Annotated in this window: 14 protein-coding genes; 1 reads left to right on the forward strand and 13 read right to left on the reverse strand. The window is 39.6% G+C overall.

The window, feature by feature from the left end:
• Window positions 1-65: 65 nt before the first annotated feature.
• From rpoZ to CHI06_RS07005, 5 genes are all read right to left on the reverse strand, one after another.
• Window positions 66-311: a DNA-directed RNA polymerase subunit omega gene (gene rpoZ / locus CHI06_RS06985; RefSeq protein ID WP_090758072.1), complete on the reverse strand. Its 246-nt coding sequence runs from the start codon at window positions 309-311 to the stop codon at window positions 66-68.
• Window positions 312-926 (reverse strand): guanylate kinase, encoded by a 615-nt coding sequence (gene gmk, locus CHI06_RS06990; protein WP_095247705.1) that lies wholly within the window; start codon window positions 924-926, stop codon window positions 312-314.
• Between the two features lie 11 nt (window positions 927-937).
• Entirely contained in the window at window positions 938-1,201 is a 264-nt protein-coding gene (gene remA / locus CHI06_RS06995; protein ID WP_095247706.1) for an extracellular matrix/biofilm regulator RemA, read from the reverse strand.
• A gap of 59 nt (window positions 1,202-1,260) precedes the next feature.
• Window positions 1,261-2,136, reverse strand: a complete 876-nt coding sequence (locus CHI06_RS07000) for a YicC/YloC family endoribonuclease (protein ID WP_095247707.1) — start codon at window positions 2,134-2,136, stop codon at window positions 1,261-1,263.
• A 120-nt stretch (window positions 2,137-2,256) separates the two neighbouring features.
• Complete coding sequence (locus CHI06_RS07005; RefSeq protein WP_095247708.1) at window positions 2,257-4,935, reverse strand: calcium-translocating P-type ATPase, SERCA-type; 2,679 nt, start codon at window positions 4,933-4,935, stop codon at window positions 2,257-2,259.
• A 190-nt stretch (window positions 4,936-5,125) separates the two neighbouring features.
• Here CHI06_RS07005 and CHI06_RS07010 point away from each other — a divergent pair, with 190 nt between their 5' ends.
• Window positions 5,126-6,838 (forward strand): Rqc2 family fibronectin-binding protein, encoded by a 1,713-nt coding sequence (locus CHI06_RS07010; RefSeq protein WP_095247709.1) that lies wholly within the window; start codon window positions 5,126-5,128, stop codon window positions 6,836-6,838.
• A gap of 31 nt (window positions 6,839-6,869) precedes the next feature.
• Here CHI06_RS07010 and pyrE read toward each other — a convergent pair whose 3' ends face one another.
• The 8 genes from pyrE to CHI06_RS07050 are packed head-to-tail and all read right to left on the reverse strand — an operon-like array spanning window position 6,870 to window position 16,376.
• Window positions 6,870-7,502, reverse strand: a complete 633-nt coding sequence (pyrE, locus tag CHI06_RS07015) for an orotate phosphoribosyltransferase (protein ID WP_095247710.1) — start codon at window positions 7,500-7,502, stop codon at window positions 6,870-6,872.
• The gene (pyrF, locus tag CHI06_RS07020) at window positions 7,499-8,215 is read right to left on the reverse strand and encodes an orotidine-5'-phosphate decarboxylase (RefSeq protein ID WP_095247711.1); all 717 of its coding nucleotides are present in this window, start codon (window positions 8,213-8,215) and stop codon (window positions 7,499-7,501) included. Before pyrF ends, pyrE begins: the two co-directional genes overlap by 4 nt.
• The gene (locus tag CHI06_RS07025) at window positions 8,187-9,128 is read right to left on the reverse strand and encodes a dihydroorotate dehydrogenase (protein ID WP_095247712.1); all 942 of its coding nucleotides are present in this window, start codon (window positions 9,126-9,128) and stop codon (window positions 8,187-8,189) included. Before CHI06_RS07025 ends, pyrF begins: the two co-directional genes overlap by 29 nt.
• Window positions 9,125-9,898 (reverse strand): dihydroorotate dehydrogenase electron transfer subunit, encoded by a 774-nt coding sequence (locus tag CHI06_RS07030; protein WP_095247713.1) that lies wholly within the window; start codon window positions 9,896-9,898, stop codon window positions 9,125-9,127. The genes CHI06_RS07025 and CHI06_RS07030 overlap by 4 nt, the downstream gene beginning before the upstream one ends.
• The gene (gene carB / locus CHI06_RS07035; protein ID WP_095247714.1) at window positions 9,895-13,101 is read right to left on the reverse strand and encodes a carbamoyl-phosphate synthase large subunit; all 3,207 of its coding nucleotides are present in this window, start codon (window positions 13,099-13,101) and stop codon (window positions 9,895-9,897) included. The genes CHI06_RS07030 and carB overlap by 4 nt, the downstream gene beginning before the upstream one ends.
• Window positions 13,080-14,186: a carbamoyl phosphate synthase small subunit gene (locus CHI06_RS07040; RefSeq protein ID WP_095247715.1), complete on the reverse strand. Its 1,107-nt coding sequence runs from the start codon at window positions 14,184-14,186 to the stop codon at window positions 13,080-13,082. The genes carB and CHI06_RS07040 overlap by 22 nt, the downstream gene beginning before the upstream one ends.
• Complete coding sequence (locus CHI06_RS07045) at window positions 14,183-15,472, reverse strand: dihydroorotase (protein ID WP_095247716.1); 1,290 nt, start codon at window positions 15,470-15,472, stop codon at window positions 14,183-14,185. Before CHI06_RS07045 ends, CHI06_RS07040 begins: the two co-directional genes overlap by 4 nt.
• Window positions 15,432-16,376, reverse strand: coding sequence for an aspartate carbamoyltransferase catalytic subunit (locus CHI06_RS07050; RefSeq protein WP_095247717.1), 945 nt, complete (start codon window positions 16,374-16,376; stop codon window positions 15,432-15,434). The genes CHI06_RS07045 and CHI06_RS07050 overlap by 41 nt, the downstream gene beginning before the upstream one ends.
• Window positions 16,377-16,533 lie beyond the last annotated feature (157 nt).

Consider the following 16,533-nt stretch of genomic DNA (forward strand, 5'->3'; position numbering starts at 1 on the left):
AACACAGCCATGCAATAAAAAATAAAAAAGGCTGACATTTTGCTGCTGTCAGACCTTCATGGTTGTTACTTGCCTATATTGCTATCTTTTCCGTAGATGGCACCTGTTTCTGATTTCTTAGGAACACGATAAGTAAGTTCACCGCTATATATTTCCTCGAGCGCTTTCCCTACATGCTTATAGGAAACATATTTAGGTAATCTTTCGTCATGTGTTTGCTGCATGGAACGAGCACGCTTTGCTGCAACAGATACAAGAGAGTATTTTGAATCAATTTTATTAAGTAATGAATCAATCGAAGGATATAACATTTATTCGACCTCCAGTAATTTTTTATATCGGTGTTCAACACGTTCTCTGCGACAATGTTCAGCGACAACAATTGCTTTCACACGTTCGCAAGCCAATTCTACTTGATCATTTTCTACGACATAATCGTATAATTCCATCATTTCAATTTCTTCACGGGCAGATAACATCCGATTGTTAATTAACTCTTCTGTTTCCGTACCTCTTGTTACAATCCTATTCTTTAACTCAGAAAGACTAGGAGGCATTAAGAAGATAAATAAACCTTCTGGGAACTTTTCCCTGACCTGACGTGCACCCTTCACTTCGATTTCTAAAAAGACATCTTTTCCAGTATCTAAGGTTTCACGTACATAATCTACAGGGGTGCCATAATAATTCCCTACGAACTGAGCATACTCTAAAAGTTTCCCTTGTTGAATCAATTCTTCAAATTCATCCCGTGACTTAAAAAAATAATCTACCCCATTTACTTCACCTGGACGGGGAGCGCGTGTTGTTGCAGATATAGAATACTCAAAAGCCGTGTCCGGATGGGAAAATATTTCTTTTCTAACCGTTCCTTTTCCGACACCAGATGGACCAGAAAATACGATAAGCAATCCTTTTTCCTGCATTTTCTATAATCCTACCCTTCATCAATAATTTCATCACGGTCTGCCAGACGATGGGCAACCGTTTCAGGCTGTACTGCTGATAAAATAACATGGTCACTATCCATGACAATTACGGCACGAGTACGTCTTCCATATGTAGCATCAATCAATGAACCCCGATCTCGGGCATCTTGAATAATCCTCTTAATCGGAGCAGATTCAGGGCTTACAATTGAAATTATCCGATTGGCAGATACGATATTTCCAAATCCAATATTAATCAATTTAATCGACATGATTATCATCCAATCATCAATAATATATTTTTGCCGTGTCAAACATATTCTAAACACTATTATTCAATATTTTGTACTTGTTCTTTCAGCTTTTCAAGCAAACTTTTTATCTCTACGACTTTTTTAGTAATCGTTGAATCATTTGCTTTTGATCCAATCGTATTTGCTTCCCTATTCATTTCTTGAACAAGAAAATCTAGTTTTCTCCCAATTGGCTCTATTTCATTTAAGGTTTGAGTAAATTGCTGAATATGACTTTTCAATCTTGTTAATTCTTCATTAATATCAATTTTATCAGCAAATATAGCCACCTCTGTTAATACGCGCGATTCATCAAATTGTCCCTGTACGAACTCTTCAATTCGTTTCATTAATCGTTCTTTATAAGCAGAGACAACTTGAGGCGCATATTCTTTCAGTTCATCTATATTTATATCTAAGAGTCCCAAAGAAGTGAGCAAATCCTTTCTTAGCTCTTCTCCTTCCGTTACACGCATCTGTTTACATAATAATACAGCTTCTTCTGCAGCTCTAAGTACTAAACTTTCCAATTCTTCATTTCCTGCATCATTTTCTTCAATATGTAAAAATTCAGTACGCGTTAATAAATCCTGAAGTAATACGTTTCCTTCAATTTTGAATTTATCTCGTGCTTGTTTAATAAATAGGTAGTATTCTTCAAGGAGCTTCCAATCAACCTGAATTTTTCGTGTTACTGCACCATCCCCTTCTATCATTATATAAACTTCTGCTCTGCCCCGACGTAGATGCTCATTCAATTTTTTCTTAATCTTATCTTCAACATTTAATAAGTGCCTAGGCATCCGAATATTCATTTCACTAAAACGATGGTTGACTGTTTTTACTTCTACATTCACAGAAAAAGAGGCTGAAGCAATCCTGCTTCTTCCAAAGCCCGTCATACTTATAACCATTAAGTACACTCCAATCAATTGAAGATGAGCGCTAACCTACTATGTAAAGTTTATTTATTATCTAGAAACTAACAAAAGGTAATAGAGTAACCTCTACTACCTTTTGGATTATAACACACTTTATTTTGTTTTTCTTAACAAAAATGTTCCGGCTAGTAAAAAAGTTGGAATGGAGGATAGTCCTATAATCAAAAGCCAGTCTTTTGCTAGAATTGGCAAGGTGTGAAATATCGGTTGGAATGGCGGGTAATAGATTACGGCAATCATCAGGGCAAGCGAAGAAATAACGGCCCAGACTAGATATTGATTCCCAAATGGATTTCTTGATAATACTGATTTTTCGCTCCTGCAATCAAATACATGAATGAGCTGTGCCATAACAAGAGTTGCAAAGGCAATTGTTTGTGCATATGGCAGATTTGCAGGATTCTGATTATAGACAATCATAAAGGCTAATAGGGTAACGATCCCAATAAGGAAACCCCTTGAAACAACTTTCCAGCCCAATCCTCGAGCAAACACTCCCTCATTCGGACTCCGTGGTTTGCGCTTCATCACATCTTCTTCTGGCCTGTCAAGTCCAAGCGCCATTGCAGGCAGCCCATCCGTCACTAAATTAACCCAGAGAATTTGAATCGGCACGAGTGGCAGCGGCAGTGCTAGAATCATGGCAAACAACATAACCAAAATTTCACCTACATTTGAAGCAAGTAAGTATCGAACAAATTTTCGAATGTTTTCATAGATGTTTCTGCCCTCTTCAATTGCTGATTTTATGGTTGCAAAGTTATCATCGAGCAATACAAGAGCAGAAGCTTCTTTAGCTACATCTGTACCCGTTATCCCCATTGCCACACCGATATCTGCAGCCTTTATTGCTGGGGCATCGTTCACTCCATCACCGGTCATCGCTACAATATGGCCTCTATTTTGTAAAGCTTTGACTATTTTCAATTTATGCTCTGGTGAAACGCGTGCAAATACGGATACATCATCTACCACATCCTCTAGCTCTTCAACCGACATGTTTGATAATGCATTTCCATCAAGGACCTTACTTTTCTTTGTTAAAATACCGAGCTGTGCAGCAATGGCTTTAGCTGTGATGATATGATCACCTGTTATCATTACAGTTTTTATTCCTGCTTCCTTACATTCTTTAACTGCATCTTTTACTTCTGGTCTTGGCGGATCAATCATGCCCTGCACACCAATAAAGGTTAATTTATTTTCTGCTTCCTGTTCGCTTAAGATAACGGTATTGGCCGAAATAGGTTTAAAGGCAATCGCAATGGTTCTTAGTGCTTTGGAAGCAAGATTATTGATAGCCTCTTGCACTTGACTCTGGACATTCTGGGCAAGATATTGTGTTTTGCCATCCCAGAGAATAGACTCACTTTTACCTATAATTACATCTGGTGCACCTTTGGTTACAATAAAATTCCTGCCCTGCTTATCTTTAACATGCATACTCATCATTTTTCTTACAGAGTCAAATGGAAATTCTTTGATGATTGTAAATTCATCTAATAGATTTGTGCGGTCAAATCCTGCTTTCATAGCACTTACGAGCAATGCACCCTCAGTAGGGTCTCCGTCAAGAATGTAATCTTCATCTTTTATCACTAATTCTGAATGATTGCAGATCATCCCAAAAATTAGCATTTGCTGTAAAGCCTTCTCATCCTTTGGGTGGACCCGCGTATTATCACGATAAAAATCTCCACGAGGCTGGTATCCAACCCCGTCAACTGTCCAAGTGTGACCACCGCTCCATAAATGAGTAACCGTCATTTTGTTTTGCGTCATGGTTCCCGTTTTATCAGAACAAATAACCGATGCACAGCCTAGTGTTTCTACTGCCGGAAGCTTTCTGACTATCGCATTTTTCTTAATCATTTTTTGGACTCCTAGCGACAATGCAACCGTTACAATTGCTGGTAATCCCTCAGGAATAGCCGCAACTGCCAGGGAAACACCTGCTAAGAACATGGTATAAAGTTCATGTCCCTGTAAGACTCCAATTGCAACCACGAGAACGGTTAACACTAAAGCAACGCTTATTAATATTTTCCCCAGCTGCTCTAAACGACGCTGCAGGGGTGTTTCTTGTGTTTCGGCATTTTGGAGTAAATCAGCAATTTGCCCCATGGCTGTTTTCATCCCTGTAGCGATGACAACTCCAACACCACTTCCCCTAGTGATCATCGTACCCATGAAGGCGATGTTTTCCATATCACCAATCCCAGGGTTTATTGTTTTTAAACGATCTATGTGTTTGGACACAGGTACGGACTCCCCTGTTAGGGCGGACTCTTCGATTTCTAAACTTCTGGATTCGATAATCCGTATATCTGCACCAATTCTATCTCCGCTTGAAAATTTAATGATATCTCCAGGGACAATTTCTTTAGAAGGAATTTTCACCCATTGTCCTTCCCGTAATACGGACACTTGAGGTGCGGATAATTCCTTTAGTGCCTGCAAGGATTTCTCAGCTCTTCTTTCTTGATAGAAGCCTAGGATACCGTTAATAATGACGATAGCAATAATCGCTACTGCATCAATATATTCACCAAGTAATCCTGATAAAAGCGTGGCCGCAAGCAGCACTAACACCATAAAATCTTTAAACTGACTAAAAAATAAGAGTAAAGCAGATTGCTTTTCCCCTTCCTCCAATTCATTAAGCCCATGTTGGGCTATTCGTTTCTTTACAGCTTCCGGTGATAACCCAGACGAAAAGTCGGTATCTAAGACCTTTTCTACTTGATTTATCTCCATCTCATGGAATTTCATCCGACCATCTCACTTCCCCCTTAATTATATAGACATACTCTAAAGAAAGCTTATTCAGCCTCGTCCCAAAAAATGCTATGATAATTTAGACAAGTTATCATGACTGAATGAACAAGTTAAAATGAGACATACTCTAACCTTGTAAGCTATACTAAAGAAAAGAAATAGTTTGTAGTAAAGGATGTTTTCCATGTCATTTGATGGTTTATTTACAAAAGCAATGGTCGATGAACTCACGCGCACCTTAAAGGGCGGAAGAATTAATAAAGTACATCAGCCTTATAAAAATGAAGTAATCCTTACAATCCGTGCAAATGGAGTGAACCAAAAATTATTATTTTCAGCACACCCAAGCTATGCACGAGTTCAGCTCACTAATGAAGCATACGAAAATCCCAGCGAACCGCCTATGTTCTGTATGCTGTTAAGAAAGCATATTGAGGGCTATATTTTAGAGGATGTCTATCAGGTTGAAAATGATCGAATGATTATTTTTGAAATTAAAGGACGAAATGAAATCGGAGATGTAAGCTACAAGCAGTTAATTATTGAAATAATGGGCAGGCACAGTAATATTGTACTTGTGGATAAAACCCGAAATATTATTCTGGATAGTGTGAAGCATGTTTCGTTTGCCGTAAACAGTCACAGAGCCATTTTACCTGGACAGCCCTATATTTATCCGCCGGAACAAAATAAACAAAATCCATTCTTGGCAGTTGAAGATGACGTATTGAGAAAGATTGATTTTAATAGCGGCAAGCTTGATCGGCAGCTTGTTGAACATTTTGCTGGAACCTCACCACTTTTCGCAAAAGAAGTTATTTTCCAAAGCGGGATTGCCAATCGTACAACAGTCCCTAAAACATTTATAAAACTGATAGATAAAATTAAGCGTGGGGCAATAGAGCCTTCCATCTTATCAACAGGGAATAAGGAAGTGTTCTACCTCTTTCCACTTGAACATGTACAAGGAGGAGTAAAAAGCTTCTCAACCTTAAGCGAAATGCTTGACCGCTTTTATTTTGGAAAAGCTGAGCGTGACCGTGTAAAACAGCAAGGAAATGATATCGAGCGGTTAATCATCAATGAAAAAGAAAAGAATGAGAAAAAAATTGAGAAATTAGAGAATACATTAAGAGAGGCTGAGAAAGCCGAACAGCTCCAGCGATTTGGTGAACTATTAACAGCCAATCTCTATGCTGCCAAAAAAGGGATGAAAGAAATCGAAGTGATTGATTATTATGATGAAATGGGCGGTACGGTAGCGATTCTCTTGGACCCGCGGAAGACACCTTCCGAAAATGCGCAAAAATATTTTTCTAAATACCAGAAAGCAAAAAATTCTGTTTCCATCGTAATCGAACAAATTGAAAAGGCACGTGAGGAAGTCTTTTATTTTGAAAATTTACTTCAACAGGTGCAGTCAGCATCCCCAAAAGATATTCAAGAAATTCGCGAAGAATTAATTGAAGGCGGTTATATTCGCGACCGTAAAAAACGAAATGCGAAAAAGATATCTAATGCCAAGCCAATTCTTGACCATTATCTTTCTTCTGATGGCACTGAATTGATTGTTGGAAAAAACAATAAGCAAAATGATTATCTGACCAATAAATTAGCAGCTAGAGATGAAATTTGGCTGCACACGAAAGACATTCCTGGCTCGCATGTTGTCATTCGAAGTAAAGATCCCTCTGAAGGAACTATACATGAAGCAGCGAACTTGGCTGCCTATTTTAGTAAAGCCCGAAACTCTAGCTCTGTACCAGTAGATTATACAAAGGTGCGATATGTTAAAAAGCCTAATGGTGCGAAGCCTGGTTTTGTCATTTATGATAATCAACAGACTGTCTATGTTACACCTGAAGAGGAAATGGTCCTCAAACTTAAGAAAAAATAAAATGGCCCCGGATTTTTCCGGGGCTTTTGATTTATTCGAACTTCTTACTCCACTCTGAAGGGGATTTACTCCAAGAAAGTAAACTCTCTTGATCATCTTTACTGATGTAGCCCTTTTCAATGGCTACCTCCACTAGATTAGCAAAATCAGTCAGTGATTCACTTTGAATCTCTTCTTGTGCGAATGCTTCCCTCCCCTTATCCAGACCATATGTAAATATTGAAACCACGCCAAGCACTTCACACCCAGCTTCTCGCAGCGCTTGAACCGCAGTAATGACACTGCCTCCCGTAGAAATTAGATCTTCTACAACCACAACCTTTTGTCCTGCTTCCACTTTGCCTTCTATCTGGTTTCCTTTGCCATGACCTTTAGCTTTTGAACGAACATAACACATTGGCAAGTTTAATAACTCACTAACCCATGCAGCATGTGGTATCCCCGCTGTTGCAGTACCAGCAATTACATCTGCATCTGAAAATTTCTCTAGAATAATAGATTGAAGTCCTTGTGCAATCTCTTTTCTTACTTCCGGATAGGACAGTGTCAGGCGGTTGTCACAATAGATAGGTGAACGTAATCCTGAAGTCCAAGTAAATGGTTCGTTTGGCTTTAATGCCACTGCATTAATCGTTAATAATTTTTCTGCTATTCGTTTTTTCATACTTGAACACTCCTCCATGCTTCCATCCATTTTTCATAGCTTTTCACTGGATCATTTGATCTTGTGATGGAACGTCCCACGACAATCGAGGTAACACCCGCATTTCTTGCGAATTCAGGGGTGGCCACCCGTTTTTGGTCACCAGAACTATCATCGGCCATCCGTATCCCTGGGGTAACTGTATAAAATTTCTCACCTAGCTTTTCCCGAATAGGTAATGCCTCCCAAGCAGAGCAAACGACTCCATCTAAACCAGCTTCTTTTGCTAATGAGGCATAATGAAGAACGGATTGTTCAAGAGAACCAGAAATGAGTTGTTCTTTGTTCATTTGTTCTTCTGATGTACTTGTAAGCTGCGTAACTGCTATACACGCTGGGCGCTTATGTCCTGCAGATGTACCTTCATCTAAGCCTTCTATTGCAGCAGACATCATTTCTTTACCGCCTGTAGCGTGTACATTTACAAGGTCACAGTCCAGCCTTGCAAGGCCCTTCATAGCACTCTTCACTGTATTCGGTATGTCATGAAGCTTTAAATCAAGAAAAATACGATGTCCATTCTCTTTTAAATAATAAATAATACCGGGACCTTCCTGATAAAATAGCTCCATTCCAACTTTTACAAAAAGCTCCTTACCATTAAAGGGCAGTAAAAATTGCTCGACCTCTTTACGATTTGCAAAGTCAAGCGCGATGATGAGCGAGTTGTCCATGTTCCTGCCAGCTCCTTCCCCTGCATTCACTGATGTGTTCATAGCCTAATTTATCTAACAGCAACGGTAATTCTTCAATAATCGTTGGACATACAAACGGATCCACAAAATTTGCTGTACCGACAGCAACAGCACTGGCACCTGCATAAAAGAATTCAATAACATCTTCAGCAGACTCAATACCGCCCATTCCAATAATCGGAATATTTACTGCTTGACTTACTTCATAAATCATTCTAATGGCAACCGGTTTGATCGCAGGTCCTGAAAGTCCGCCAGTGCGGTTGGCTAAAATAGGCCTACCTGTTTTTAAATCCATTCTCATTCCCACAAGCGTGTTAATCATCGTCAATCCATCTGCACCGCCTGCTTCAACTGCTTTTGCCATATCCACAATATTGGTTACATTCGGTGAAAGCTTGACATAAACCGGGACGTCCGAGACTTCCTTTACCTTTCGTGTTAACTGTTTTGCAACCTCGGGAATCGTACCAAAAGCAATTCCCCCTGTTTTAACATTTGGGCAGGAAATATTCAGTTCTAACGCATGTACATTTGAAGCTTTAGAAATGGTTCGAGCAACCTCAACATAATCCTCTTCCAGGGATCCTGCAACATTTGCAATAATCGGGACATCATACTGGGAAAGCCATGGCAATTCTTCCCTTACCACTTTTTCTAAACCGGGATTTTGCAGACCAATTGCATTCAGCATCCCTGCAGATGTTTCTGCAACCCTTGGGGTTGGATTGCCGAATCTAGGCTCCACCGTTGTTGCTTTAATCATAATCGCACCGAGTTTACTTAAATCATAAAACTGGCTATACTCTTTACCAAATCCGAAGCATCCAGATGCAGGCATAATTGGATTTTTTAGTTTCAATCCCGGTAACTCTATGTTTAATCGGCTCATATTAGTACCTCCCCTGCACGGAAAACTGGTCCATCACTGCATACTTTTTTATATGAAATTCCGTCAGGGTCATGGCTGCTTTTACATACACAAGCAAAGCAAGCACCTACGCCACAGCCCATTCGTTCTTCTAATGATAAAAACAGTTTCTTATCTGAATACTCTTCTTCGATTGCTTTCAGCATTGGGGTTGGTCCGCAAGTATATAGGCAATCAAACGCTAAATCTTTAATAATATCCGTCACAAAACCTTTGCTACCGTATGAACCATCTACGGTTGCGATGTAGGTCTCTCCATTTTCAAGAAATTCTCTTTCATAAAATACTGCTGATTGTGTTTGAAAGCCTAGTACATGGATAACCTTTACCCCTTTAGCAATTAACTGATTTGAGAGCTCATATAGAGGAGGGACACCGATCCCTCCGCCAACAAGTAGAGCCGTTTCCCCTGTATTTACTTCATTAACAGGGAACCCATTTCCTAAGGGACCGAGAATATCCAGCAGCATTCCCGGACCTTTTTCAGCAAGTAGTGTAGTCCCTTTCCCTTCTTTTCGATAAATCATCGTAAATTGCGAGTTCAACCTATCAAAAGAAGAAATACTAATAGGTCTACGTAAGAGTGGATCTAGTGCCTTCGCCACTTGAATATGAACGAATTGTCCAGGTTCTTTTATTTCATGAACAAAATTTGCTTCTACTGTAAGTTCAAAAATGTTACTGGCTATTTCTTTTTGGGAGATGATTTTGCATAACTCTTTTTTAATCATGCAAAAACTGCCTCCTTTTCTTCTACAGCCATTGCTTCAGCCGAAAAATTCATCGACTCAATTACTTTAAGAATCGCGTCTGCAGTATCTAATGAGGTTAAGCATGGAACACCATTTTCAACGGCTTCACGGCGAATTCTAAAGCCATCTCGTTCCGGCTGTTTTCCTTTTGTCAGTGTGTTGATAATAAACTGGGCTTCTCCATGATGAATGACATCTAGCAATGTTTTGCCTTCTGATCCAATTTTTCCAATCACTTTTACTGGAAGACCTGCAGACTTAAGGACGGCAGCTGTTCCACTCGTTGCCATAAGACGATAGCCGTTATTTGCAAATCGTTTAGCAAGTTTTAATGATTCTTGTTTATCTTTATCAGCAACTGTAAACAATACTGTGCCAAATTTTTGAATCGTCATTCCTGAAGCAACTAACCCTTTATAAAGTGCCTTTTCAAGTGTAATATCTTTCCCCATTACTTCACCAGTTGATTTCATTTCAGGCCCGAGTGTAATATCAACGTTTCTTAACTTTGCAAAGGAGAAGACAGGAACCTTTACATATACGCCATTTTTTTCAGGTACAATTCCTGGTGTATAGCCTTGTTCGACAATTGATACACCTAAGATTGCTTTTGTAGCAATTTTAGCCATTGGAACATTTGTAATTTTGCTTAGAAATGGAACTGTACGACTTGAGCGCGGATTGACTTCAAGTACATATACTTGGTCCTCAGCTATTACATACTGAATATTTAACAATCCGATGATGTTTAGACCTTTAGCCATTTTTTCTGTGTACTCGACGAGCTTTTGTTTGATTCTATCCGATAGTGTCTGCGGAGGATAAACAGCAATGGAATCGCCTGAGTGTACTCCAGCACGTTCGATATGCTCCATAATTCCAGGTATCAACACATTTTCACCGTCACAAATCGCATCGACTTCGATTTCTTTCCCTGTTAAGTAACGGTCAATCAAGACAGGATGTTCCGGATTGATTTTTACTGCATTTTCCATATAATGAAGCAGTTCCTCTTGACGATAAACGATTTCCATTGCCCGTCCGCCAAGAACGTATGAAGGTCGAACAAGAACCGGATAGCCAATTTCATTCGCAATTACGATTGCTTCTTCCACAGATAAAGCCGTTTTTCCAAGAGGCATTGGAATATCGAGCTGTACAAGGGCTTGTTCAAATTTATCCCGGTTCTCCGCACGGTCTAAATCCTCTAAGCTTGTTCCAAGAATTTTTACCCCATTCTCCTCTAAACCTGCAGCAAGATTAATAGCTGTTTGCCCGCCGAATTGTACTATTACACCCAGTGGTTTTTCTAAATCAATAATACTCATTACATCCTCAATCGTAAGAGGCTCAAAGTAAAGCTTATCCGAGATACTGAAATCAGTCGAAACCGTCTCAGGATTATTATTAATAATAATCGCTTCATAGCCTGCTTCTTTAATCGCTTTAACAGAATGGACTGTTGCATAATCAAACTCAATGCCCTGGCCAATTCGAATTGGACCTGATCCTAGAACAATTACACTTTTTCTATCTGTAACAAGTGATTCATTTTCCTCTTCATACGTTCCATAGTAATAAGGTGTTTCTGACTCGAATTCAGCCGCACATGTATCAACCATTTTATAAACCGGAATCAATTGATTTACTTTACGCAGCTGGTAAATATCCTCTTCCTTTTGATCCCAAAGTTCTGCGATTTTTTTATCAGAAAATCCTCTTTGTTTTGCTTCCTTTAGGATTACAAGATCAAATGGACTAGAAGCGAGCTTTGTTTCTAATTCAATGATTCCCTCAAATTTCTTCAAGAAAAATAAATCGATTTGGCTCCATAGATGAATGGTTTCAACCGTTATACCTCTTTTTATCGCTTCTGCGATGTAAAAGAGCCTCTCATCTCCAGCCTTGCAAATACGCTTTTCAAGTAATTCATTACTGATTTCAGCTGCTCCATTCAATTCAAAATGATAGACACCAGCTTCCAGTGAGCGGATCGCTTTTAATAATGATTCCTCGAACGTACGGCCAATCGCCATTACTTCACCCGTTGCTTTCATTTGTGTTCCAAGTGAACGATTCCCTGATTCAAATTTATCAAATGGCCATCTAGGAATTTTCGTTACGATGTAATCAAGAGCAGGTTCAAAGCTTGCATAAGTTTTTCCTGTTACCGGGTTAAGCATCTCATCTAGAGTTAAGCCTACTGCAATTTTCGCTGCAAGTTTCGCAATAGGATAACCTGTTGCTTTTGAGGCAAGTGCTGAAGACCGGCTTACCCTTGGATTTACTTCGATAATATAGTAATTAAAGCTGTATGGGTCTAGGGCAAGCTGAACATTACAGCCGCCTTCGATTCCAAGTGCACGAATGATTTTAAGGGAAACATTTCTTAATAGCTGATATTCTCTATCACTTAATGTTTGGCTTGGTGCCACAACAATCGAGTCACCCGTGTGAACACCGACTGGATCAATGTTTTCCATGTTACACACTACAATTGCATTGTCATTTCCATCACGCATTACCTCATATTCGATTTCTTTATAACCGGCAATACTTTTCTCTAGCAAGCATTGATTTACAGGGCTATGTTTTAAGCCGCTTGTTATGATTTCTTCAAGTTCTTCTGAATTATGGCAAATTCCCCCACCTGTTCCGCCGAGTGTATAGGCTGGACGTACAATAACCGGGAATCCAATTTTCTCAACAAAGGCATGAGCTTCTGCTAATTCATGAATTATTTCACTATCTGGTACAGGTTCACACAGTTCATTCATTAAGCTGCGGAATAAGTCACGATCCTCGGCTTGTTCAATGGCTGATAACTTGGTTCCCAATATTTCAACTTCACATTCTTCTAAAACTCCTGATTTTGACAATTCAACGGCCAGATTAAGACCTGTTTGCCCTCCGAGAGTGGGTAGAAGTGCATCAGGACGTTCCTTGCGAATAATTCGGCTTACAAATTCCTCTGTCAATGGTTCAATATAGACGGCATCCGCAATCTCTGTATCCGTCATAATTGTGGCTGGATTTGAATTCACCAAAATAACACGGTAACCTTCTTCTTTAAGTGCAATACAAGCCTGGGTTCCTGCATAATCAAATTCTGCTGCCTGGCCAATCACAATTGGTCCTGAACCAATCACTAAAATGGAGTTTATATCAGTACGTTTTGGCATGTTGTTGAAACCTCCTGTTTTTCAGATTCAATCATTGTGAGAAACTGATCGAATAAATAGTTTGCGTCCTCAGGTCCTGGTGAAGCCTCTGGATGGTATTGAACGGTAAAGGCAGGATAATCTAAATGCCTTAAGCCTTCTACAGTCCCATCGTTTAAGGCAATGTGAGTAACTGCCAGTCTAGTATTGTGTAATGATTTATCTTCAACTGTAAATCCATGATTTTGTGCCGTAATTGCGATTTTCCCTGTCGCTAAATCTTTTACAGGGTGGTTAGAACCTCGATGACCGAATTTCATTTTAACGGTATCGCCACCGCATGCTAGTGCAAATAATTGGTGCCCAAGACATATTCCAAATATCGGTACTAAGCCCAGTAACTGCTTAATCATATGGATAGCTTCTGGGACATCCTTTGGATCCCCAGGGCCATTCGAAAGCATAATCCCATCCGGGCGTAATTGGATGATTTCCTCAGCAGTAGTATGATAAGGTACCACCACAACATCGCAATTTCGTTTATTTAATTCTCGTAAAATTCCATGCTTCATCCCGAAATCAACGAGTACAATTCTTTTCCCCCTGCCTGGACTTGGGTAAGAATTCTTTGTAGAGACTCTTCTAACTTGGTCAATCGGCAGCTTCGTCTGTTTTAGTTTACTAATTACTTCATTAGGATCACTTTCAATCGAGCAGATTGCTCCTTTTAATGTACCTGACTTCCGAATAATTTTTGTTAATTTGCGTGTATCGATTCCTGCAATTCCAGGGATATTTTTCATTTTAAAGAACTCATCAATCGTAAATTCACTTCTCCAATTGGAAGGGAATTCGACTGCTTCTTTCACAATAAAGCCTTTCACAGCTGGGTTAATTGTTTCAAAATCATCTCGGTTAATGCCGTAATTTCCAATCAAAGGGTAGGTCAGCATAACAATTTGTCCGCAATAGGATGGATCGGAAAGGATTTCTTGGTAGCCAGTCATTCCTGTATTAAAGACGACTTCCCCGATTGTATCCATATGACTTCCGAAACCTTCACCAATAAAAATTGTTCCATCTTCTAAAATTAGCTGTGCTTTCATACTGTTACACGTCCTTTCTCCCAAACTACTTTGCCGCTCGCGATTGTCATTTGCGGCCAGCCCTTACAAGTCCAGCCAGCAAATGGAGTGTTTTTCCCTTTAGATAAAAATTCTTGTGGATCAATTGCTTTTTCTTCATCAAGATTTAAAAGAACAAAGTCTGCAGGGGCTCCTATTTCAATCTTTCCATAAGGCAGTGAAAAGCTTTCTGCTGGCTTCAATGTTAAATACCCAATTAACTGTTCAAGTGTCATGATGTTCTTTAATACGAAGTGTGTATAAAGCAGAGGAAACGCTGTTTCTAAACCAACTATTCCAAATGGAGCAAGCTCAATTCCCTCATTTTTTTCTTCAGTTGTATGTGGTGCATGATCAGTTGCAATAAAGTCAATCGTTCCGTCCAGCAGACCTCCAATTAACGCATCCCGATCAGTAGTATCGCGAAGCGGTGGATTCATTTTATAATTCGGGTCTAAACTATCTGGAATATCGTCTTGAGTTAATAATAAATGGTGTGGCGTAACTTCCGCTGTGACTTTAATCCCTGCCTTTTTCGCATCCCTAATCACGCGAACCGATTCTTTTGTACTAACGTGACATACGTGATAATGGCAACCAGCGGCTTCAGCAAGGAGGACATCTCTTGCTATTTGAACAGACTCACAAACCGAAGGAATACCGTTTAAACCATTCCTTTTCGAAAAAGAACCTTCATGGACGCAGCCTTTATTGATTAGTGTATTTTCTTCACAATGTGCAACAATGGCCATATTCACGCTTGCTGCTTTCTGCATAGCCTCAAGCATCTTGCTCGCATCTTGAACCCCTACACCGTCATCGGTAAAGGCAAATGCTCCTGCATTTTTTAACGCTTCAAAGTCTGTTAATTCTTTTCCTATTTGCCTTACTGTAATGGAAGCATAAGGTAAAACTCGTACATTTGCTGTATCCTGAATTCGTGTTTGCAGCCAATCCATTTGTTCTTTCGAATCTGGAACAGGTCTCGTATTCGGCATAGCAGCTAGTGTAGTGTATCCACCTCTAGCCGCAGCAAGTGTACCTGTTGCAATGGTTTCCTTTTTTTCTCCGCCAGGTTCGCGGAGATGAACGTGTAAATCGATAAATCCTGGTGAAACTAACATCCCTGCTGCATTTATTTTACGATCTACACTTGTTTCAATTTGATTCTCTATTTTTGTGATAATCCCATCTTGAATTAATATATCAGCCAGCTTATTTTCACCGTTAGATGCTATGTAGCTGGCGTTCTGAATAAGTAGTTTCATTCCCATACACTCCTTCAATACTTTCTAATGATCTCTTTAAGACAGCCATTCTTACAAATACACCATTCTCCATTTGCTTAAAGATTCTTGAACGTTTGCATTCGACTAAGCTATCAGATATCTCAACATTACGATTTACTGGTGCTGGGTGCATAATAATACTTTGGGGCTTCATATTCTTTTCTCTTTCTAAGGTGAGCCCAAATTGTTTATGATAGTCCGCTGCTGTATAGCTTCCCTTCTTTTGGTGTCTTTCATGCTGAACCCGAAGGAGCATGACAACATCCGCGTCAGCTATGGCCTCATCAATTGGTCTATATCTTGCTGCACTAAGACTATGATGATCAAACCATTCCATTGGTCCTGAATAGATAACTTCTGCTCCTAATCTTGTCAGGGTATCTCCATTAGAACGTGCTACTCTGCTGTGCCTGATATCTCCGATAATGGCTATTTTCAAACCTGCAAAAGTTCCAAACTCCTGATAGATGGTTAAAAGGTCTAGAAGAGATTGCGTAGGATGATGCCCACACCCATCGCCTCCATTTATAATTGGAATATTTATTTTTCCAACGAGCTCATCAAAGTAACGGTCTTGCCCATGGCGAATGACAACCGTATTCACGCCAATGGATTCGAGTGTTTTTACCGTGTCGTAAAGGGTTTCCCCCTTTTGTACACTCGAAGTCTGGACTTCAAATGGTATGATGTTTAATCCTAATTTTCTTTCTGCCATTTCAAAACTGGATTTTGTTCTAGTACTCACTTCAAAAAATAAGTTAGCAGAAAACATTTGACCTTCTGGACGCCATTTCATTCCGTCCGCAAAACGCTGTGCATCTGTTAAAATTTGATTTATCTCTTCCACTTTTAACTCATTTGTGGTTAGCAAGTGATTTAACATGCTATTCCCCCATCTCCATTTTTGGTAAATAAAGACCCTGATCAAGCAGACCTGGGTGCAATTGAATCTTACCAAGTCCATAAATGTGTTGGCACATTACGATGGCACTCAGTATTACACCCTTATAGCCTCTCTGGACTACTGTTAAAAGGTTAAT

The sequence above is a fragment of the Bacillus sp. 7884-1 genome (assembly GCF_002272245.1).
Classification (GTDB): Bacteria; Bacillota; Bacilli; order Bacillales; family Cytobacillaceae; genus Neobacillus.

What these genes read in the sequence shown, in the direction of transcription:
- rpoZ (WP_090758072.1), bottom strand. Translation starts at nt 311, where the DNA reads ATGTTATATCCTTCGATTGATTCATTACTTAATAAAATTGATTCAAAA.
- gmk (WP_095247705.1), bottom strand. Translation starts at nt 926, where the DNA reads ATGCAGGAAAAAGGATTGCTTATCGTATTTTCTGGTCCATCTGGTGTC.
- remA (WP_095247706.1), bottom strand. Translation starts at nt 1,201, where the DNA reads ATGTCGATTAAATTGATTAATATTGGATTTGGAAATATCGTATCTGCC.
- CHI06_RS07000 (WP_095247707.1), bottom strand. Translation starts at nt 2,136, where the DNA reads ATGGTTATAAGTATGACGGGCTTTGGAAGAAGCAGGATTGCTTCAGCC.
- CHI06_RS07005 (WP_095247708.1), bottom strand. Translation starts at nt 4,935, where the DNA reads ATGAAATTCCATGAGATGGAGATAAATCAAGTAGAAAAGGTCTTAGAT.
- CHI06_RS07010 (WP_095247709.1), top strand. Translation starts at nt 5,126, where the DNA reads ATGTCATTTGATGGTTTATTTACAAAAGCAATGGTCGATGAACTCACG.
- pyrE (WP_095247710.1), bottom strand. Translation starts at nt 7,502, where the DNA reads ATGAAAAAACGAATAGCAGAAAAATTATTAACGATTAATGCAGTGGCA.
- pyrF (WP_095247711.1), bottom strand. Translation starts at nt 8,215, where the DNA reads ATGGACAACTCGCTCATCATCGCGCTTGACTTTGCAAATCGTAAAGAG.
- CHI06_RS07025 (WP_095247712.1), bottom strand. Translation starts at nt 9,128, where the DNA reads ATGAGCCGATTAAACATAGAGTTACCGGGATTGAAACTAAAAAATCCA.
- CHI06_RS07030 (WP_095247713.1), bottom strand. Translation starts at nt 9,898, where the DNA reads ATGATTAAAAAAGAGTTATGCAAAATCATCTCCCAAAAAGAAATAGCC.
- carB (WP_095247714.1), bottom strand. Translation starts at nt 13,101, where the DNA reads ATGCCAAAACGTACTGATATAAACTCCATTTTAGTGATTGGTTCAGGA.
- CHI06_RS07040 (WP_095247715.1), bottom strand. Translation starts at nt 14,186, where the DNA reads ATGAAAGCACAGCTAATTTTAGAAGATGGAACAATTTTTATTGGTGAA.
- CHI06_RS07045 (WP_095247716.1), bottom strand. Translation starts at nt 15,472, where the DNA reads ATGAAACTACTTATTCAGAACGCCAGCTACATAGCATCTAACGGTGAA.
- CHI06_RS07050 (WP_095247717.1), bottom strand. Translation starts at nt 16,376, where the DNA reads ATGTTAAATCACTTGCTAACCACAAATGAGTTAAAAGTGGAAGAGATA.